Source organism: Flagellimonas sp. HMM57, from assembly GCF_021390175.1.
Taxonomy (GTDB): Bacteria; Bacteroidota; Bacteroidia; order Flavobacteriales; family Flavobacteriaceae; genus Flagellimonas.
In genome coordinates this window covers 1,242,305-1,263,473 of record NZ_CP090004.1, presented here as the reverse complement: position 1 = coordinate 1,263,473, position 21,169 = coordinate 1,242,305, and the positions used below count along the sequence as shown (strand labels likewise).

Here is a 21,169-nt window from a genome sequence, read left to right as displayed (position 1 = left end):
AAAGTCTAGGCTTTTTTTATGCTTAATTATGAAGTGTAAATAGTGCTTTGCCAATCAATAATATATAATCTAGTTGTATGTTGTTAGATATTAGTAACTTATTCTCGTGAAAGAAATACTATTGAGAAAGGGTGAAATTCTACAGTATAGTGGTGAATTAAACACTAAGGTTTATCATGTTAAATCGGGTTTGTTAAGAAGTTATTCCATTGATAAAAACGGTAAAGAAAACATATTCATGTTTGCACCTGAAGGTTGGGTCATTGCGGATACTTGTAGGCCAGAATCTGAAGCAATCTTGTTTATTGATGCCCTTGAAAATTCAAAGGTGATTGTCTTACAGAAAGACCTAGAAAGAGAAAAACAACATGTTGGCGCTTTGACTAAAAGATTAAATACGTTACAAAAACGTGTTTTAATGTTGATCAGCACAAATGCTATTGAACGTTACGAACATTTTGTTCAAGCATATCCCAATATAGTCAACCGCGTACCCCAACGTATGATTGCCTCATATATTGGTGTTAATCCTGAAACTTTGAGTGCGGCCAAATCAAAATATCTAAAAAAGTAGTAAGCCCTTCATTTCTTATGAAATCATAATGCATAGTTTTTATAAGTCTGCAAACTTTATGCAAAACAATAAGCAGACTAAAAAAATAAGTGGCATTATGAAAAATTATAGCGTCTTTTTAAAAATTTCCACTGTCTTATGGATAGTATGGGGCTTAGTGCACATATTCGCGGGAGTTATGACCGATTATTTTATCCTAACTGGCGATATTGCAGGAGCTGTTGGTGGCATAGCGGATGCCATTGAACCAAGCACCCTCCAAGTAAATTACCCAGATGCCGCTGGGGCAGTAATAGGGCAACATGGATTTAATCTACTATGGATTGGACTTACTACATTGATCTGTTCTTTTTTTATTTGGAAAGGAAATAAGAATGCCATTTTCCTCGCTGCCCTAACTGGCGGCTTGGCTGATTTGGGCTATTTCCTGTTTATGGACCTAGGCGGGTATGTAAACTTTATGCTAGGTACCGTAATGACCTTAGTTTCATCTGCAGCAATTATCTTGAGCTTTACCGCTTATTTTAAAACCAAAAATCAAGAAACTGTTGCTTAATTGCAAACTGGCACGAATAAACATAGTTGTATTATTCTGTTTAACTATAGACTTGGTGTTTGCCCAAGAAGGGAAAATCCCAGATATTAATCTATTAAGAGCTGAAGAATCATATGCGTATCTAGATTCGGTGAAAGAAAAAATCATTTTTCTTCAACCCCTTAAACGTATCGCTATCGATAGGCGCAATTCTTTTTACCTGTCCTTAGGGGGTGAATATCGTGCAAGACTTGAACACTATACCAATGAGAATTATACATCAAATGACTTGACGTATTATTTACAAAGAATCAATTTACATGTATCTTTACAACTGGGTGCAAAGCTACATCTGTTTGGGGAACTTTATAGTGGTTATGTGACAGGTAATCAAATTATTGGTCTTGAATCTGACGAAGTTGGTGTACATCAAGGCTTCTTGGAATGGAAACCTGTAAACTCTTCCAACCTACAGGCAATGGCAAGATTTGGAAGGCAAGAAATAGGATATGGAACTTCTCGCTTGGTGGGTATTAGGGAAGGCCCTAATATGAGGAGGTCTTTTGATATGGCTCGTGTCGTTATCCGAAAAAACAACTCATCCATAGACCTACTATATGGAAAAGAAGTTGATATTTCCCCATTTAGCTTCGATAATACATCCAATATTTTTAAAGGTGGCGCATCAAACCCTAGTTTCTGGGGAGCATACCACAGACGCCCTTTTTTAAAGGATATAGGTAAGCTAGATCTCTACTACTTTGGCTTTTATACCAATCGCTCTCGTTTCAACGATGTTTCGGGTATGGAAACAAGGCATTCAATTGGGATTAGATCTTTTAGCGTTAAAGGACGATTGTCCTACAATACCGAAATAATTGTACAGTGGGGTAAACTAGGAAGTAGTACCATTTCTGCCTATAACATCGAAGCAGATTGGAAATATACGCTTATCGAGAATGGCTGGAAACCAAAACTTGGCATTACCGCAGACTGGTCGAGTGGAGATAAAGAGATTGAAGATGGACGAGTAGATACCTTTAATCCATTATTCGTAAATCCAGCTATTTACAGTTTAGCTGCCGTAAATACCCCGGCAAATATTACGAGTCTGCATCCTAACCTCACATTTTACCCCATTAAGGGCCTAGTGATTTATCTAGACTATGCGATTTTTTATCGAACCGAATCCAATGATGGGCTCTATGCTCCACCACGTTTTTTAACCCGTGAAGTAAATGGTCTTCGCACAAAACATATTGGGAACGTATTTGGATTACAGCTATCTTATGAAGTAAATCGTAATATCTCTTTCGACCTACGGAGTTCTTATTTTATTGCGGGCCAGTTCATAAAAGCATCAGGTGATTCGGAAAACACTTTTTATATAGCTCCAACAATGAGTTTTAAGTTTTGATTTTTAGATAAAGCAGGACATCTAATTTAAAACTGTAGTTATTTAGACATCATAAAATAATGTCTTGAACCAACTTGTAGATTTCATTTATTTAAAAATATATCTTTCAATATTCCAAGTATAATAGGACATTCCATAGTTTTTGTAAGAATTGTATGCAATAAGGTTTTTAGTAAACGTTAAAATTTTCCAAACCGTCTCATCGATTAATCGATGTTTCACAACAAATGATCGTTGAAATACAACATATATTCATTTCGTCGATGAAATTGATATACGTTTGAATATTCTTACACATAACACAACCTCATAACATTGACTATGGATGTCTTATTAACCAATCTCCTAAAAAGGCACTTTTTTGTCTTTGTAATGTTTCTTTTCATATCGCTTCAAAGTAGTTACGGTCAAAACTGTTCTGTAAATGCAGGTATCCCCGAAACTATTTGTGAAAACATTACAGTTTTTAATCTTTCTGGTTCATCATCAGGGCTAATAGGAAGTGGGCCGACATGGTCGCAAGTTGGTGGTCCATCAGTTATTATTGCAGACCCATCAGATATGGAGACCCAAATAACTGGTCTCGTTGGAGGGAATATCTATACCTTTAGACTTAGTGCCGTATGTACCGACGGCTCTACACAGTTCCAAGATGTAAACATTACTGTGGAACCGATTACTAGTGCAGATGCAGGGGATAATATTGAGTCTTGTCCCGGAACAGTGAACTTAAATGCCAACCTGCCAAGTACAATTAACGGAGAAAGTGGTTCGTGGAGCATAGTGGGCAATAATAATGCAGGGATTAGCTTCAATGATGTTACATCGCCTACTACAAGTATTACCTTACCAGAAAATAGAGCGGGAACAACAACGTTGCAATGGACCATAGAAGGGCAAGAATATGCGCCGGGAGAGTTTTGTGAATCTACTTCAACCATAACAGTTACAAACTTTGGAGGTGTTGCTACCGTGGATGCCGGGAACACTCAAAATCTTGACAATTGTTATACCGTTACACAATCAACGACCCTGAACGGAACTTTTGCGGGTAATGGAACTAATGGACAGATAGGTACGTGGTCTTTTGTATCTGGACCAAACAATCCAAATATTGTCAGTCCAAACATTAGAAATACTGGAGTTACGGGACTTATTCAAGGTCAATATGTTTTTAGATGGTCAGTTTCTGGCCCATGTGTTATTGGAGAAGATACCGTAACGGTCAATGTTGATGAAGGAACCCAAGAGATATCCAATGCTTCCATTCAAAATAATAACATACGATTCTGTGATCCTTCAATAACAACTGTAACATTAGTGGGTTCTGAACCCCAATTTGCAGGGGATACCGTAGAATGGGAGCAGATTGAAGGGCCTGGTGTTACAACTGGTGGAACACCAGCTAATATTCTTACTCCTACCAATAGCACGACACAGGTAACTGGTTTGGATGGTAGCAGTACATATCGATTTTCGTATACCATAACCAATACAACCCCGGGAACAGGATGTAGTGATTCTAGTAGCGCAGTAGTAAGATATTCAACAAATCCTGTAGGTATAGAGGTGAACGGTGGCGATGACAACATTGTAGCTGCCTGTGGTACTACTAGGGTCACTATTCCTTATACCACACAAGGAAATGGTAGCAATACCTTTAGTATAGTTAGTGGACCTATAGGTTCTACCGTAGTAAATCCAAATTTGTATAGCAATGCAGGAAGTACATCAAGAACTATCGATTTTGATTTAGAAGGAACATACACCGTAGTTTTTAGGAGGTCACTGAATGGTGCCGTTCAAACAGGTTGTAGTGAAGCTACGGATGCGGTTAACGTAATTATTTCTTTAACTCCCACACAAGCAAATGCAGGTACCGATGTGACACTTAATTGTGATGATGTATCAACGGAGTTGACAGGGAATGAAGTTTTAGATGGAAGTTCTTTATGGTCACAGCTAAGTGGACCAAGCACGGCCACAATTACTGCGCCATATAATAGAATAACAGATGTCGAAGATCTGGTTCCCGGAACTTACGTTTTTCAATATGCCATTACTGGTGGTAACGCTTGTGCACCCTCTGCCGAGGCAACTGTAGCTGTTAATGTTTCAAACGATGACCCAATAACCACCGAAGCTGGTCCTACACAAGACATTTGTTTTAATACACCTACTCGGTTAGATGCTGACGAGCCGCCTGCCAGTAATCTGGTCGGTACATGGACTGTAGATACTGCACCATTAGGTTCTACTATTGTTTTTGAAGATGAGAATGATCCTAAGACTTTAGTTTCTGGTTTGGATACTGCGGGTGAAAGCTATACGTTTCGTTGGACAGTGGCAAACCCAAACAGTAATGTTTGTCCGGCCCCAAGTTTTGATACAGTTGTTATTACTACAAATTTAACTGAAGGTCCTTCTTTAGCCGTTGCGGGTCCAGACCAATGTTTATCTGCTGGTTCGACCAGTGTCACGCTTGCAGGAAATGAGCCAGCTTCAGGTGAAACGGGTATTTGGACTTCCGTGCCAGCAACAGGCATTACCTTTGACAATCCAAATCAATTTGATACTGACGCTACCATAACAACGGAACAGAGTTATATACTCACGTGGACTATAAGCAGTCCTGGATGCCAATCGACAACAGACGATGTTGAAATAAGTATAGGTGCAGATGCAAATGCTGATGCAGGCCCAGACCAAGCCGATTGTAATGATACATTCACTTTGGATGCAACCGGTTCAGTGGGTAGTGGAGGTACCTGGTCGCAGATCTCTGGTCCGGGAGGAGTAACCATTGCAGATGAGACAGACCCTGCTACACAGGTAACATTTTCTTTTTCGGGACAATATGTGTTTGAATGGACAGCAACAAATGGAAGTTGCTCTTCTGACACCGATACGGTTACATTGGATGTAGGGATACCACCGACCATAGCACAAGTTGCTACCCCAATTGAAACAGATTGCCTTACTACAGCGGTAACAAGTATAGTACTTGATGGAAATGCATTTGATAGTAACATCGAAAATGGATTTTGGTCCGTACTTTCTGGTGCACCCAATACACCAACATTTTCAGACATCAACGATCCTAACGCTACATTGTCCAACTTGGTATCTGGAACTTACAATTTAGAATGGACTATCATTGGTGATAGTAATTGCCCAATCTCGTCAGCGTCAAAAACGATAAATGTTTATTTTGAGGCCAATGCAGGTTTGGATTTAAACCTATGTGACGTTAGCAATTTCTTGTTAGAAGCGACTTTTGGTACTACAGGAACATGGACCCAAATATCTGGACCTGGAGTTGGAGGTGCTCCTGGAACAGCTGCGACTATAAATCAAAACCCTTCGGATAGCAATGTCGCTGAGGTTACGATAATACCAGGGAATACTTATGAATTTCGTTTTACAACAAACGGCGCCGGAGCTGCAGCTTGTGGTGTTACAACCGATGATGTAACTGTTGTTTCCAGTGCAGCACCTTCCATACCGCCAAATGCAGGTCCGGACAGGATCCTATGTGCGGGAGAGTTTACTGTGGGGAACGAGTTTATAACCTTAGCCGCCAACACTGCTCCTGGAGATGTGAGTTCTGCAACATGGACAATAAGAGAAGAACCAGCCGGAAGTGCTGCTGCATTGACCGATAACACAAATCCTACAACAACACTTACCGGGTTGACCGTTCCCGGAGTTTACGTTTTGGAATGGAATTTTGTTACTGGAAACTGTTCTGATACGAAAGACGTGTTGAGGGTTGAATTATTTGAAGAATTGATTGCTGATGCAGGCCCCAACCAATCGACTGCATGTCAGTTAGACACCCAGTTGGCAGGTAATATTATACCTTTTAGTGCCGGTCAATGGACATTGACAAGTACCCCAACGGGTTCGGAAACGCTTACAATTGATGACCCAACCTCTCCAACCTCAACAATATCCAATGTTTCGGCTCCAGGGCAATATGAACTTACATGGACTTTGGAATATGATCCCTCCATCTATCCAACTCCACCTACTGCATGTGACCCAGATTCAGACACAGTTCTTATAACTTTTGGAGCAAACCCACCTTCTGATGCAGACGCAGGTCCCGATCAGGAAGTATGTGGTGACCAGACCAATATGGCCGCTGTAGTACCTGCTGTAGGTACTGGAAACTGGACACAGACAGCTGGTCCTGGTTTTGGAGGTAATCCAGGCAACGCACCAAACATTGTGACTCCATCAAGTGAAACTACTGTCATAAACAATCTAGAAGTGGGTACTTATGAATTCACATGGACCGTAACGAACGGGAACTGTGATCTCGAAGATACTATGGAGGTCATAGTTTACGAAGACCCTGGAACTGCTGATGCAGGGCCGGACCAAACAGTAGATCAATTTTCTGCTGTTACTTTAGCTGCAGTTCCACCTTTAGTGACTGGTACTGGTGTCTGGACACAGGTTTCTGGCCCAAATACGGTAGGATTTGTAGATGAAAATGACCCAAATACCGAAGTTTTCGGTGCTACTTCAGGAACCTATGTCTTTGAGTGGACCGTTTCCAATGGTAGTTGCCCTACGTCTTCGGATACAATGGAAGTTTCTTTGGTAGGGGTAGATTTAGAATTAACAAAATCTGCTTCAGTGGCAACTGCTAATGCAGGAGATACGATAACGTTCACAATCGATGTATTTAACAATGATGCTTCTACAAGTGCAGACGCAACAGGTGTTTCAGTTAGGGATGCTATTCCTTCAGGATACACCTTGGTACCTGGAACGGTTAGTAATGGAGGCGTAGTCAATATAGGAGACCTTTCGATTACATGGTCAAATCTTTCCATTACCAATGGAAGTACGCTAAGTCTTTCTTTTGATGTAACTGTTAACAATACAGGAAATTATCTAAATACCGCAGAGATTATTGCTAACGATATTTTTGATATTGATTCTACAGTAAACAATGGTCTTGATGGTGAAGATGACCAAGATTCTGCTGAAGTTGCCGTAAATGTTTCAGATTTAAGTTTAACAAAAGATATTAGTTCGGGTTCAAGTGCTACACCAGATGTTGGGGATACCATCATCTTTGAACTTTCTGTAACCAACGGTGGTCCTCAAACAGCGACCAATGTAGTGATAGAAGATATTGTTCCCTCTGGTTTTACGATAGGCACTGTAAACGATGGTGGAACTGTTTCGGGAAATACGATAAGCTGGAACATAGCTTCCTTGGCAGCAGGTTCCATAACATTGTCCTATGAAGTGACCGTAAATGCACCGACAGGAACATCTAATGAATACAGAAACACAGCACAGATAATGGCCTCGGATCAACTAGATCCAGATAGTACTCCAGGCAATGATGATGGAAACCAGAGTGAAGACGATGAATCGGCATTTACCATAACCACTCCAGATGTTATCGATTTGGAAGTAGAACTATTGGCGAGTACCAGCTCACCAAGTGTTGGGGATGTAGTGACTTTTACCATAAACTTGAGCAATCTGGGAACTATTGATGCTTCTGGCGTTAGCTTGGAAAATCTGGTGCCTTCTGGTTTTGGTAATGTTACTGGAATTACTGGAGGAGGATTATTTGATAACGGAACAGGTCTGATTACATGGAACGGGTTATCTGTTCCACAAGGTACAGATACTACGGTACTTACTTTTCAAGCTACAGTGCAATCTCCAACTGGATCAGGTGGGGAATATACCAACATCTCTGAAATTACAGCTGCCGATCAGTTTGATGTAGATAGTACACCGAACAATGACGATGGAAATCAAAGTGAAGATGATGAAGATGCCATTACTATTGGACTTACCGAAGTGGTTGATTTAAGTATTGCGAAAAATGTAATTGCGGGAACCACAACACCCAATGTTGGAGAAACCGTTACGTTCGAGTTGGTCATTTCTAATTCAGGGCTAAGTAACGCTTCTGGCGTAGATGTTCAGGATGTGCTTCCAATTGGTTTTACCCTTACTGCTGTGAATAGTGGGGGAACTATATCAGCCAATACAGCAGAATGGTCAGGGCTTTTTGTTCCTGCCGGTGGGAATGTGGCCGTTACCTATCAAGCAACGGTTAATACTCCAACAGGTGCTGCTGGAGAGTATACAAACAGTGCACAGATTACGGCAAGTAATCAATCCGATATAGATAGTGATCCCTCGGTGGGACCGGGAGTGGATGACTTAGGAGATGGTATTGCAGATGATGATGAAATAACATTGACGCTTACGCCGCAACAAGCAAACCTCTCTTTGAACAAATCAGTAAATGAATCTAACCCTGAAGTAGGGGAAGTGATTACATTCACCATTCAAGTAAACAACGCAGGACCTAGTGTGGCCACCAATGTTGGAGTAGAGGACATTGTACCATCAGGATACTCTATAGTTTCTGGAAGTGTCTCTGATGGAGGTATCTATAATTTTGGAGGCTCCTCAATACTATGGGATTTAGCTACGGTACCACTTACCGGAAGTACGCTCACATATCAGACTACGGTAAATGCACCTACAGGAGCAACAGGTGAGTATGAAAATACAGCACAGGTTACCGCCTCGGATCAGTACGATCCTAACAGTACACCAAACGATAATACAGGTGATGACCAAGACACTGAAACAGTAACGCCTAATGCCGCTGACTTAAGTCTTGTGAAAGATATTAACGCAGTATCAAGTGCAACTCCTAATGTTGGAGATACTATACTATTTGAATTGACCTTGACCAATGATGGTCCTGAAGAGGCAACGAATATTGTATTGGAGGATATTGTTCCTTCGGGATATACCTTGGGTACGGTTAATAATGGAGGAACTGCTATTGCGGGAACCTTTATTACATGGAACATTGCTTCATTACCCGTTGGAAATACTACGGTTTCCTATGAAGTCACGGTAAATGCTCCTACCGGAACAACAGACGAATATTTGAATACTGCGGAAGTTGCTTCCGTAGATCAATTTGACCCCGATAGTGAGCCAGGAAACGATGATGGAGATCAAGATGAAGATGACGAAGACTTTTTTGTCGTTACTCCTCAATCCGTAGATATTGAACTGGAAATAGTTGCAAGCAATACACAACCAGATGTTGGTGATGTAGTGACCTTTACTATTAATCTTAGTAACTTAGGAGACGTAGCGGCAACCGGAGTGTCTGTTACTGATTTAGTACCACCCGGATATGGAAACATTACGGGAATCACCAATGGCGGTAGTTTTAGCCTTATAACAAATGTCATTTCATGGTCTGGACTTGGGGTGCCCGTTGGAACCAATACCACAACCTTGACCTTTAATGCTACAGTACAGACACCGACTGGTACAGCAGGAGAGTTTACGCATGTTGCCGAAGTGACCGCTAGTGATCAATTTGATATAGACAGCACGCCAAATAACGATACTGGTAACCAAAGTGAAGATGATGAGGATGCTATAACTGCCGCTCCATTACTGGCAGATTTATCCCTGACCAAGATTGTTGTTGACAATGATACTACACCAAATGTTGGAGATGAAATAAGTTTTGAAATTACAGTTTCCAATGATGGTCCTGCTGATGCAACCAACGTTCAGGTAGTAGATCAACTACTTTCCGGTTTTGATTTTGTATTGTATAGTGCCACCTCGGGTATTTACAATGCAAACACTGGAATCTGGCAAGTAGGTACTGTGGAGAACGGTGAAACAGAGACATTGGTTATCGATGTTCTGGTTAATGCCTCAGGTTTATATACGAATACCGCACAGGTAATTGCCTCAGATGCATTTGATATTGATTCTACTCCAAGCAATGGGGTTGCAGCAGAAGATGATCAAGATGATATTGTAATTGTACCTCGATCTATAGTAGATGTTTCGTTGACGAAAACCGTTGACAATAGCACACCAAATGTTAACTCTAACGTGGTCTTTACATTGACTGTTGCCAACGACGGACCAAGTGATGCCACCACCTTACAAGTTACTGATGTTCTACCCTCTGGATTTACCTATGTTTCGGATAATGGGGCAGGCGCTTATGACGATGGAACTGGAATCTGGAATATTGGTACACTGGCCAATGGTGCTTCTACCAGTCTTAACATAACTGCTAGTGTGAATACTACGGGTGTTTACACCAACGTAGCGGAAATAACCCAGCATACAGAAGGTGATTCAGATTCTACACCCAACAATAATGTGCTTGCTGAAGATGATCAAGATGAAGTAATTGTTACCCCAGTACAGCTTGTAGATATTTCAGTTACAAAAGTAGCTGACGATCTTACTCCAAATGTTGGTGATCCAATTGTATTTACGATAACGGTGACCAATGATGGTCCAAGTGATGCAACAAATATTGTAGTAACGGACTTTTTGGCCTCAGGGTATCAATTTGTTAGTGCAGTACCGAGCGTGGGCGTCTATGAGCCGTTGAATGGATCATGGACCGTAGGAGATTTGGACAATGGTGTTACTGAAAATATAGTAATAACAGCGAATGTACTTGCAAACGGAGATTATACCAACACGGCTGAACTTACGGACTTGGCAGAGCAGGATATTGATTCTGAGCCCGCGAACAATGATGACACAGAAGATGATCAACAGACGATTGAGCCAACACCCGTATTGGTCTCTGATCTCATTCTTCGTAAATCGGTAGATGTCCTCAGTCCATTTATAGGTGATGAAGTTATCTTCACTATCAGTATTTCTAACAATGGGCCAAGTGATGTTACTGGAGTAGAGGTCTTGGATCTACTGCCTTCTGGATATACCTATGTTTCCAACAATAGAACTGCAGGGGTTTATGTGCCAGGAACCGGAATTTGGGAACTGAATGGAATCATACCAAATGGAACTACGGAGACCCTGAATATTGTTGCTATTGTAAACCCAACGGGAGATTATTTCAATGTCACAGAAGTCTTTTCTTCAAATAATCTAGATCCAAACTCAACGCCCAATAACAATAATATATTTGAAAACGATCAAGATAGTGCAGGTACCACGCCGATCCCTGCAGCAGACCTTTCATTGGAAAAAACAGTGGATAATGAATTTCCAGATGTGGCATCTAATGTGACTTTTACATTGAACCTGACCAATGATGGTCCAAGCGATGCAACAGGAGTTGTAGTGCAGGATGCTTTACCTTCAGGATATACATATATTTCTGATGATTCGGGTGGAACCTATAATGCAACTACAGGACAGTGGATTGTGGGCACAGTTCCTTTGAATAGCAGTATTGTGCTCAATGTGACCGTTCAGGTGAATCCAACAGGAGATTATATCAATAGTGCTGAAGTTGTAAGCGTTATCGAACTAGATCCAGATTCAACACCAGGGAATGGTATACTTGCTGAAGATGACCAGGATGAGCAATCAACTACGCCAAGAGTGTTGACAGATGTTTCGGTTACTAAGAATGTGGACAACCTAAGTCCTTCAGTAGGAGATCAGATTGTATTTACGATAGCCGTGAACAACGCTGGCCCTAATGATGCGACCGGTCTTGTAATAGAAGATGTTTTGGCATCAGGATATAGTTTTGTGTCGGCAACTTCTTCATCAGGAACGTATAATGAGGTGACCGGAGCATGGTCGTTGGCGAATATTGCTAACGGTGCTACCGAAACATTGGATATCACAGTTCAAGTACGTCCAAGTGGAGATTACAGGAATACGGCAGAACTTATCGCTTTGGATACATTCGACCCTGATTCAACGCCTGACAATAACTTGGAATCAGAAGATGATCAAGATACGGTTGTCCCCATTCCAGATGGACTGGCAGATCTTTCTTTAACGAAAACAGTTGATAATCCTACGCCCAATGTTGGTGATGTAGTGGAGTTTACGGTCAATGTGACCAATAACGGTTCTAGTGATGCTACTGGAGTGATAATTACTGACCGTCTACCTTCGGGATACACGTATCAATCCCATATTGTCACTGCTGGAGTATATGATGCTTCTTCAGGAATATGGAATACCAATGGGACTATCTTAAACCAGAGCACCGAGACGTTGGTCATATTGGCAACTGTTAATGTACCAACAGGCAATGCAGATGAGTACTTGAATGTTGCAGAGATTACAGCTAGTGATTTAGCTGATCCAGATAGTGATCCAAATCAAGGTTTGGATGTGGATGATTTATCTGACGGTATTGATGACGATGATGAGGCAGTAGCATTTGTGACACCACAAACTACAGATATAGGAGTTGCCAAAACTGTTGATAATGCAACACCCAATATAGGAGATGAGGTTAGTTTCACGATTACAATAACCAACCAAGGCAATTTACAGGCAACCAATATCGGTATTGAAGAACAAGTGCCATCAGGATATAGATTGGTTTCATTCCAAGCATCCGATGGAACGTATGATGGAGTTTCTGGATTTTGGGAAATAGAAGCTCTGGACGCTCTTGGCACTGCCAATCTTCAAGTTATTGTCGAAGTATTGGATATAAATGATTATGTAAACATGGCGAGTTTGGCCTTTGTGGACCAGTTGGATGTCAATAATACCAATGATTCCGCCGAAGCTACGGTTGAACCATCTTGTTTGATTATTTATAACGAGTTCTCTCCTAATGGGGATGGTGTCAATGAGTTCTTTAAAATCGATTGTATTTCTAGATATCCGAATAACCTATTACAAGTGTATAACCGATGGGGCAATATTGTATTTGAACAGCGCTCCTATAACAACGATTGGGATGGCACATCCAATGGTCGTGCTACAATACAAAAAGGAGATTTACTACCTGTAGGCACCTATTATTACGTGCTTGATCTTGGTGATGGCTCTGAGCCAAGAACGGATTGGTTGTACATAAATAGATAGAGAAATGGGTATAAAAAAAGTGATAAAAAAACCTCAAATGAAAATACAGTTAAGATATACCTGTTTGGTCGCTGTACTATTGGGAACCTTCATGGTTTCAGCGCAACAAGACCCACAGTTTACACAGTACATGTACAATACATTGAGTGTAAACCCAGCTTATGCAGGCTCACGTGGACACCTTACAGCATTATTGATGCATCGTTCGCAGTGGGTTGGCATCAATGGAGCACCTAATACCCAAGTGTTGGCCGTTGATGGTCCAGTTGGGAAAAATGTAGGTTTAGGTCTTGTACTTTCACATGATGCTTTAGGCCCATCATCAGAAGTTTTTGTGGATGCAAATTTTGCGTATACGGTAAGACTTGATGATGCAGATAAAAAATTATCCTTTGGACTTAAAGGAGGAGGGCGTTTGTTTAATGTGGATTTCTCAAAAGGATTGTTCGAAAATCCCGATATAGCCTTTCAAAATAACATTGAAAACAAGTTTTTTCCAACCATTGGAGCGGGTATCTATTACCACACGTCCAAGAGTTATCTGGGCCTTGCAGTCCCTAATTTCTTTTCTGAAGACCATTACGATGGACAGGAACAAGAAATAGCATCGGAACGGTTACATTATTTTTTAATTGGTGGAAAGATTATTGATTTGACCGCAGATGTTAAATTCAAACCAGCCTTTTTTGTAAAATGGGTGCCCGGGTCTCCTATCATAGCAGATGTTTCGGCAAATGCGATGATCAGGGAAACACTAACACTTGGGTTGGCATATAGATGGGACGATTCTTTCTCTGGGCTTTTAGGACTTCAAATCTCTCCAGATTTAAGCATTGGATATGCATATGACTTTACCACTACCGATCTGCGAAATTATAATAGTGGCACACATGAGATATTCCTTAGATACGAGTTCAAAACTGTAGAAAAACGACTTAAATCACCAAGATTTTACTAAGATGAAAAGCATAAACACCAATATAGCGCTACTTTTTTTGTTCATGGTCAGCTTTGTGCAGGCGCAATTGAAGTACAATGATGCCGACAGAAATTTTGATAATCTCTTTTATGTTAGAGCTGCAAAGCAATATGAAAGTATAGTGGAAAAAGGAGATGATTCCCAAGAAGTACTACAACGCCTTGGTGACTCCTATTTTTTTAATACGGATATGGAAAATGCCGCTAAGTGGTATGGATTGCTCTTTTCAAAGTATGAAAAGACACTTGATCCAGAGTATATTTTTAGATACGTACACGCTTTGAAAGGAGTTGGAAACTACCAATTGGCAAAAGCCATCATGAAAATATATACCAAGAAAAAGGATACTTCTGAATTTACAGTGGAGCAATTAAAGGATAATGATGAGAAATTGGATGAGCTGCTGAACAGGCAACCGCAATTCTATATATCAAACTTGGGAATAAACACTTCAGTAGCCGATTTTGGTACCATGTACTATAAAGATAAAATTGTATTCTCCTCTAGCAGGGATTCTTCAAAATTGGAAACCCGTTTGTACGAATGGAACAAACAGCCCTACTTGGATTTTTTTATGGCAGATACCAATGATCTTGGTGCCGACCTTACGGAAGTAACGCAATTTTCAGAAATACTGAACACCAGATACCATGAGGCCGTTGCTGCATTTATCCCAGAAGGAAATGTCATATATTTTACCCGTAATAACTATACAGGTCAGGATTTAGGCAGGGATGATGAAGGCACCAATCATTTAAAAATGTATACTGCGGAATTACGGGGAGGCGAATGGACCGAGGCTGAAGAAGTACCCTTTAATAGTGAAACCTATTCGGTGGGGCAACCAGCGCTGAGTCCAGATGGCAATTTTCTCTTTTTTGTGTCGGATATGCCCGGGAGCATAGGCGGTACAGATATTTTTATGGTAGAATTGCTTGAAGATGGCGGTTTTTCGGAACCTGTAAATCTTGGGCCGACCATAAATACCAGTGGACGGGAAATGTTTCCTTTTGTCACAGGGGAGAAATTATATTTTGCCTCGGATGGGCATTTAGGCCTTGGTGGTCTTGATGTTTTTGAAAGCGAACTGACTTCTAAAGGATTTGGTGCACCCGTAAATTTGGGAAAACCGCTTAACAGTAACAAAGATGACTTTGCCTATATCGTAAAAGAGCATACAAAAAGGGGATATTTTTCGTCAAATCGTGACGGTGGCAAAGGTGATGATGATATTTACTCTTTCCAGCGTTTAGAAGACCCTTGTGAACAAACGGTAAAAGGGAGTGTTATCAGAAAGGCAAATGCGCAACCTATAGTCGATGTGGATGTTGAGTTGTTCACAACAGAAGGTAAATCCTTGGGAAAAACAAAAACAGACCCCTACGGTGCATTTAGTTTTGACCTTAAATTGGATTGTGAAACAGCATATGCTATCAGAATAAACAAGGACGGATTTCTTCCAGGAGAAAAGGAGTTTACAACAACAGATGAAAAAGACTTCGAGAATAATGTTCCGTTAGAAATAGAAAAAGAATTGAACAAGCTTATTGTGAATGAAAACGGAGTGCTTAAAATTAAGATCGATAATATTTATTTTGACTTGAACAAGGCCAATATTCGTCCAGATGCTGCACAGGAGCTTGATAAAATAGTAGAGGTGATGAAAGAGTATCCTAAAATGGTAATAAAGATTGAAGCGCACACAGATTCTAGGGGAAGTGATCGCTACAATGAGAAACTTTCGGACAGAAGGGCAAAATCAAGTGGAAATTACATCGTTTCACAAGGAATAGAAGCAAACAGGATTGAAAGTGCAATAGGCTATGGAGAAAAGCAATTGCTGAACGAATGCAGCAATGGAGTAAAGTGTACCAATGAACAGCACGATGTAAACCGTAGATCGGAATTCATCGTATTGAAATTGGAATAAGAAACCTACAAAATAAAAAATCAAAAAACCTTCAACTTAAGTTGAAGGTTTTTTGATTAAATACACTTTAATGCAACCCTTGTGTTTTTTGTTTGTCTTTGGAATAGACGAATAAGAATTATTTTTAGCTGTCATTGAATAATCGTCGAGAATTTTTGGAAGCAAACGTACGTTTTACGCATCAAGCTTTGGTAGAACAGAGCAAAGAAGGAAACCGGACTGCCCAGTACCAATTGTACGGGTTGTACGTGGATGCCATGTTCAATGTAGCCATGCGCTTATTGACGATACGTGAGGATGCGGAGGATATTATTCAGGAAAGCTTTGTTGAGGCGTTTAAAAAACTGGATTCATTCCGGTTTGATAGCACATTTGGAGCTTGGTTAAAGCGCATTGTGATCAATAAGAGTATTAACCATTTAAAGACCAAACGGTTAATGTTATCTTCTTTGGAAAACGAAGGAGAACCTTCTGAAGATGTTGAAATAGAGGATGCCACCAGTATGGATATCGAAAAGATAAAACTTGGTTTAAGCCAATTACCAGAAGGGTACAAACAGATAATTACATTGTATTTGATCGAAGGATATGATCATGTGGAAATAGCAGAGATTTTGGGAATAACAAACTCAACTTCTAAATCACAATACCACAGAGCGAAAAAAAAATTAGTTCAAATTGTAAATGAATTGTAATGGACAATTTTGAAAAATATATCAAAGAAAATAGGCAAGCTTTTGAAACCCATAAAGTGGATAAAGATAAATTATGGCAAGGAATTGCCCTGGAACTTAATACAGAATCAGAAATAGAGGCAATTCCACTTTGGAAATCCAGTATACTAAGAGTGGTGGCCAGTGTTGTCCTTTTAATGGGATTATCCGTAACAGCTTTTTTAATGTTAAGTACCCCAAGCGAAAAAAATATGGAGGGCTATGTTAATGAAGAACTTTTTGATATTGATATGCACTATCAGGGTTTGGTCCATCAACAAGTACAATTGGTAAAGAACCATCCAAAACTGACTAAAAGTGATAAAGAAGAATTTTTATCGTTCATGGATGAACTGGATAATGAGTATGAACAATTGAAGCTAGAAATGCAAAACAACCTGGATAATGAGCTGGTATTGGAAGCCATTGTAAACAACTATAGAAAACGCATTGAATTGATGGAAAACCTCCTCGAACAAATCAATGCCTCTAAAAAAGAAATAGACTATGAAGGGTATACATTATAAGAGTAACCTGCTCGCACTACTGTTATGTTTGTTCGCACTTGTGGCCATGGCACAAAGTGAACAAACAAAGAAGTGGGAAAAGAGCTATGACCTTTCGGCAAATGGAAAGGTCCATATTGAAAACAAATATGGAAATGTCGTTGTAAATGGCTGGAACAAAAATCAGCTTAAAGTCTCCATTGCCATAAAAGTGAAACATAGAAAGGAAGAAAATGCAAAAAAGCTATTGGAGAGGATTCGGCCAGAAGTCACATTTGCTGGGGACTTTATAAAGATTACTTCGGAAATAGTAGACCGTAGCTCAAGTGTTTTTACCAGATATTTTAATAAGGCCAATCCTTTTGACTTTGATAAATCCAATATTCAAATAAATTATGAAATCTATTTGCCAATACATTCAGAACTAACAGTAACAAATAAGTTTGGGGATATCGTGACAAGTGGTTGGCAAGGAGATTTTGAGGCCGAGGTACAACATGGGGACATCTGGTTGAACGATGACGTGTCAACCGCAAAAATAGATATGAAATTTGGAAAGTTGAACGGGGACAATATAGGCTATGGAACTATAAAAATGAACAATGGTTCTATAGATATTGAAAGCGCGGAAAAGTTAAAGATCATCAGTAGTGGAAGCGATATAACATTGAATACGGTATCAAGGTTGGAAATGTATTCAAGTAAAGATGAAGTAAGCTTACTTAACATTGGACGTTTGCGCGGAGATTTCAAATTTTCCAATGCAGATATCGCTAGTATTGGGAGCGAAATGTTCTTGACCCTCAGAATAGCTGAAGTTGAGGTGCATGAAGTTCTGGATTCAAACGCAGCGATAAACATAGTTCAAGAATCTTCCGAAGTCAATATGGACATTTCTGGTATGGCCTTCAATTTTGAGGCTACTTTGGAACAAGGGCTTTTGAGAGTTCCAAAATCATTTTCGAATATCAGGACGGATGTTACCAATATAGGAAAGAAAATAAGGGATGTTAAAGCTACCTACGGGGCTGGGGTCATGGGAAACTTTTCCATAAACGGAATAAAGGGAGTTATTGTACTCAGGGATTAGGAATCTTTCACAATCAGAAAAAAAATCAAAAAAATAGATTTTTATGCAACCTTTTAACAAAACCGTTGTCTTTGGTACAACAACCTATATGATAAAAATGAAACCATATAAATTACTGCTCTTTTTAGCACTCCTTAGTTGTGCTGCACAGGGTCAAAATCAAGAAGATAACACGTACATAGAATTTAACGATAGAAACAATGTAGTACATGGAGTTTACCTTGGTTTGGGTACCTACTTTGGTGAAATAGATGGGGAAAACACATATCATGGTGTTTTTAAGGTGGCATACGTAGCCAATAGACAATTTGAGGTTGGTTTTGCTGCAGTCGGGTTTTATTCTGACCAGGACATAAGGGTAAATACATTTGATACTTTTGATTTTGCCGGGGCATATGGTGGGCTCCACATAGAACCTATTTTATGGGGTCGTTCCAAAGCGAATCTTTCATTTCCTATACTTATAGGTGCAGGAGGTGTAGTTTATGTTGAAGACGATAATGGGGATGTTGAAATAGATTTGGATAAAGATGATTCGGATGAGGTGTTCGTTTTTGAGCCGGGAGTCAACTTTCTATACAATCTTTCCCGTTTTGTTCAGTTAGAAGTAGGTATGCGTTACAGATTTTCGAGCAGAATAAAGCTAGAGCCCAATGAGATAAAGAACATAAACGGTTTTTCTGCAGGCTTTGGAATCAAAGTAGGTATTTTCAATATGGGGCGTAATCGATATAAAAAACATTTGGGCAATGAATGATAAATCAACGAACAAAGGCTTAATGACCAAACATGTATTTTCAGATAATGGGGCGGTATACGTAAGAAGCTCGCAAAATGTTGAGATGGATGAATGGTCGGTAATAAACTTTTATTGGATGCCGGTATTACAATTAGAACAAGAGCTCAAATAATTTTTGTATCGTAACGTCGTGGCAGCACCATGAGACAGTTATTTATTACAATTAGGTAATCCGTCTTACAATTTTTTCATTGACTCAATAAGTTCATCTTTTTTTCTGGGGGAAATACTCACATGCATATCATTGCTCATGATAATATATCCGCCATCTGATTTTACGTATTTCTTTACTTCTTTTAAATTGATCAAAAAACTATTATGAACCCTCATAAATTGTTGTTCTGCCAATAAGATTTCATACTCCTTTAAGTGTTTGCTCACCAAAAGGGTATTCTTATTTTTTAGGACAAAACAGGTGTAAGAACCGTCGGCTTTACAAAGGACAACGTCTTCAATAGCAATAAACTCCATTCCAGAAGTAGTGGCGAGGCATATTTTTTCTTGCTTGTAAGAGTCATTTCCAATGCTTTGCATGAGGGTTTCTATTTGTTGCCTATATATATTGGTGTCCATTCTTCTTCTCGCTTTTTCAACAGCTTCTTTCAATTCATCAAGGTCAATGGGCTTTAACAAATAATCCAATGAGCTGAATTTTATAGCCCTTATGGCATATTTTTCAAATGCGGTAGTAAAAATAATTTCAAAATCCGGGTCTTTGATTTGTTCCAAGATATCAAAGCCTACTCCAGACTGAAGTTCAATATCCAGAAAAACAACGTCTGGACTAAAAACGGACAATACCTTAACGGCTTCAGAAACACTGCTTGCGGTAGCTATGACCTGCACATCTTTACAAAATTCTTCCAGAAGGGTCTTTAATGTGTCTCTACTTCGTTTTTCATCTTCTACAATAACTACTTTTAATATCATATCATCGGGTTTATGATGGGCCAATCTTTATAGAAACTCTGGTGCCAGTAGATTTGTTGTTATCGTCATATTTATCTATAATCTCAATTACACTTTTTTGCGAGTCGGGCTTACCCATTAGATTCGGTCTTTTCTCTGTTATTTCTATACCTCTTGACTTCTTTTTCTTTTTTAAAGTATTGTTCAGCTTTTCTGATGCAATTCTGCCTATGCCATTATCCTCTATAAAACAAAAAATAACATCCCCTTTTTTCTTGAAACTTATTAAAAGTTTTTTATCACCTTCCTTTTTTTTATTCAGACCGTGGATAATAGCATTTTCTATGAAGGGTTGAATGACCATGAAAGGAATTTCTGTGGTATTTGTATCTAAATCCTCCGAAACATTTATTTTATATTCGAAAAAATTGTCAAAACGAAGTGATTCTAGTTCTAAGTAGGAATTTAATAATTTTATTTCATCTCTCAACAAAACTTTTGTCTCAATAGAATTTTCCAGAACGCTGCGTGTAAGGCTTCCAAATTTTGAAATGTATTTTAGGGCCGACATTCGGTCGTTGTTCAGATTTTAATACACAACTCCCTTTAATGATATGCTCCTAATGTTGGGTAATTGTTTTTCGTGCCGATTCTTAAAAAAGCGCCTTATATAATTAAAAGGTATTGCTCTTCTATCAAAGACAGGCTTATTGTTTGGGACATACAATTATTGAATCGTGTTTTATTGTTTTAAAAGGAGAATTTAAGACTGGACATTTTGCAAAATGGGGGAGAGGATTAATAATTGGAGGATATCCAATTAGATGGCGAAATGCATTTTGTCTCTG

At 39.5% G+C, this 21,169-nt stretch carries 13 protein-coding genes; 11 read left to right on the top strand and 2 right to left on the bottom strand.

Annotated features, from left to right (window positions below; all coding sequences use genetic code 11):
* The first annotated feature begins 106 nt into the window (after positions 1 to 106).
* The 11 genes from LV716_RS05565 to LV716_RS05515 all read left to right on the top strand — a co-directional run bounded on the left by LV716_RS05565 (position 107) and on the right by LV716_RS05515 (position 19,524).
* On the top strand, positions 107 to 574 hold the full coding sequence (locus LV716_RS05565; protein ID WP_163416767.1) for a Crp/Fnr family transcriptional regulator: 468 nt from the start codon (positions 107 to 109) through the stop codon (positions 572 to 574).
* 97 nt (positions 575 to 671) lie between these two features.
* On the top strand, positions 672 to 1,130 hold the full coding sequence (locus LV716_RS05560) for a hypothetical protein (RefSeq protein WP_163416766.1): 459 nt from the start codon (positions 672 to 674) through the stop codon (positions 1,128 to 1,130).
* A 55-nt stretch (positions 1,131 to 1,185) separates the two neighbouring features.
* Positions 1,186 to 2,526: an alginate export family protein gene (locus LV716_RS05555; protein ID WP_163416765.1), complete on the top strand. Its 1,341-nt coding sequence runs from the start codon at positions 1,186 to 1,188 to the stop codon at positions 2,524 to 2,526.
* Positions 2,527 to 2,847: 321 nt separating this feature from the next.
* Positions 2,848 to 13,395 carry a gliding motility-associated C-terminal domain-containing protein gene (locus tag LV716_RS05550; RefSeq protein WP_163416764.1) on the top strand — a complete coding sequence of 3,516 codons (10,548 nt, stop codon included), beginning with the start codon at positions 2,848 to 2,850 and terminating at the stop codon, positions 13,393 to 13,395.
* Positions 13,396 to 13,432: 37 nt separating this feature from the next.
* A complete protein-coding gene (locus tag LV716_RS05545; protein WP_163416763.1) occupies positions 13,433 to 14,353 on the top strand; it encodes a type IX secretion system membrane protein PorP/SprF in 921 nt (306 codons plus the stop codon).
* A 1-nt stretch (position 14,354) separates the two neighbouring features.
* On the top strand, positions 14,355 to 16,304 hold the full coding sequence (locus tag LV716_RS05540) for an OmpA family protein (protein WP_163416762.1): 1,950 nt from the start codon (positions 14,355 to 14,357) through the stop codon (positions 16,302 to 16,304).
* Between the two features lie 155 nt (positions 16,305 to 16,459).
* Entirely contained in the window at positions 16,460 to 16,999 is a 540-nt protein-coding gene (locus LV716_RS05535) for an RNA polymerase sigma factor (protein WP_163417875.1), read from the top strand.
* Positions 16,999 to 17,544 carry a hypothetical protein gene (locus LV716_RS05530; protein ID WP_163416761.1) on the top strand — a complete coding sequence of 182 codons (546 nt, stop codon included), beginning with the start codon at positions 16,999 to 17,001 and terminating at the stop codon, positions 17,542 to 17,544. The genes LV716_RS05535 and LV716_RS05530 overlap by 1 nt, the downstream gene beginning before the upstream one ends.
* A complete protein-coding gene (locus LV716_RS05525; protein WP_163416760.1) occupies positions 17,525 to 18,613 on the top strand; it encodes a hypothetical protein in 1,089 nt (362 codons plus the stop codon). The genes LV716_RS05530 and LV716_RS05525 overlap by 20 nt, the downstream gene beginning before the upstream one ends.
* 43 nt (positions 18,614 to 18,656) lie before the next feature.
* On the top strand, positions 18,657 to 19,370 hold the full coding sequence (locus tag LV716_RS05520) for a hypothetical protein (protein ID WP_233759238.1): 714 nt from the start codon (positions 18,657 to 18,659) through the stop codon (positions 19,368 to 19,370).
* Positions 19,363 to 19,524 carry a hypothetical protein gene (locus LV716_RS05515; RefSeq protein WP_163416758.1) on the top strand — a complete coding sequence of 54 codons (162 nt, stop codon included), beginning with the start codon at positions 19,363 to 19,365 and terminating at the stop codon, positions 19,522 to 19,524. The genes LV716_RS05520 and LV716_RS05515 overlap by 8 nt, the downstream gene beginning before the upstream one ends.
* Before the next feature lie 65 nt (positions 19,525 to 19,589).
* Here the strand turns inward: LV716_RS05515 and LV716_RS05510 are convergent, their stop codons facing one another.
* Positions 19,590 to 20,342 carry a LytTR family DNA-binding domain-containing protein gene (locus LV716_RS05510; protein WP_163416757.1) on the bottom strand — a complete coding sequence of 251 codons (753 nt, stop codon included), beginning with the start codon at positions 20,340 to 20,342 and terminating at the stop codon, positions 19,590 to 19,592.
* 10 nt (positions 20,343 to 20,352) lie between these two features.
* On the bottom strand, positions 20,353 to 20,892 hold the full coding sequence (locus LV716_RS05505) for a sensor histidine kinase (RefSeq protein ID WP_163416756.1): 540 nt from the start codon (positions 20,890 to 20,892) through the stop codon (positions 20,353 to 20,355).
* Positions 20,893 to 21,169: the final 277 nt, after the last annotated feature.

Bases quoted from the DNA above. Each gene is read 5' to 3' on its own strand.
- LV716_RS05560 (WP_163416766.1), top strand. From the start codon at position 672: ATGAAAAATTATAGCGTCTTTTTAAAAATTTCCACTGTCTTATGGATA.
- LV716_RS05550 (WP_163416764.1), top strand. From the start codon at position 2,848: ATGGATGTCTTATTAACCAATCTCCTAAAAAGGCACTTTTTTGTCTTT.
- LV716_RS05545 (WP_163416763.1), top strand. From the start codon at position 13,433: ATGAAAATACAGTTAAGATATACCTGTTTGGTCGCTGTACTATTGGGA.
- LV716_RS05540 (WP_163416762.1), top strand. From the start codon at position 14,355: ATGAAAAGCATAAACACCAATATAGCGCTACTTTTTTTGTTCATGGTC.
- LV716_RS05530 (WP_163416761.1), top strand. From the start codon at position 16,999: ATGGACAATTTTGAAAAATATATCAAAGAAAATAGGCAAGCTTTTGAA.
- LV716_RS05525 (WP_163416760.1), top strand. From the start codon at position 17,525: ATGAAGGGTATACATTATAAGAGTAACCTGCTCGCACTACTGTTATGT.
- LV716_RS05520 (WP_233759238.1), top strand. From the start codon at position 18,657: ATGCAACCTTTTAACAAAACCGTTGTCTTTGGTACAACAACCTATATG.
- LV716_RS05515 (WP_163416758.1), top strand. From the start codon at position 19,363: ATGAATGATAAATCAACGAACAAAGGCTTAATGACCAAACATGTATTT.
- LV716_RS05510 (WP_163416757.1), bottom strand. From the start codon at position 20,342: ATGATATTAAAAGTAGTTATTGTAGAAGATGAAAAACGAAGTAGAGAC.
- LV716_RS05505 (WP_163416756.1), bottom strand. From the start codon at position 20,892: ATGTCGGCCCTAAAATACATTTCAAAATTTGGAAGCCTTACACGCAGC.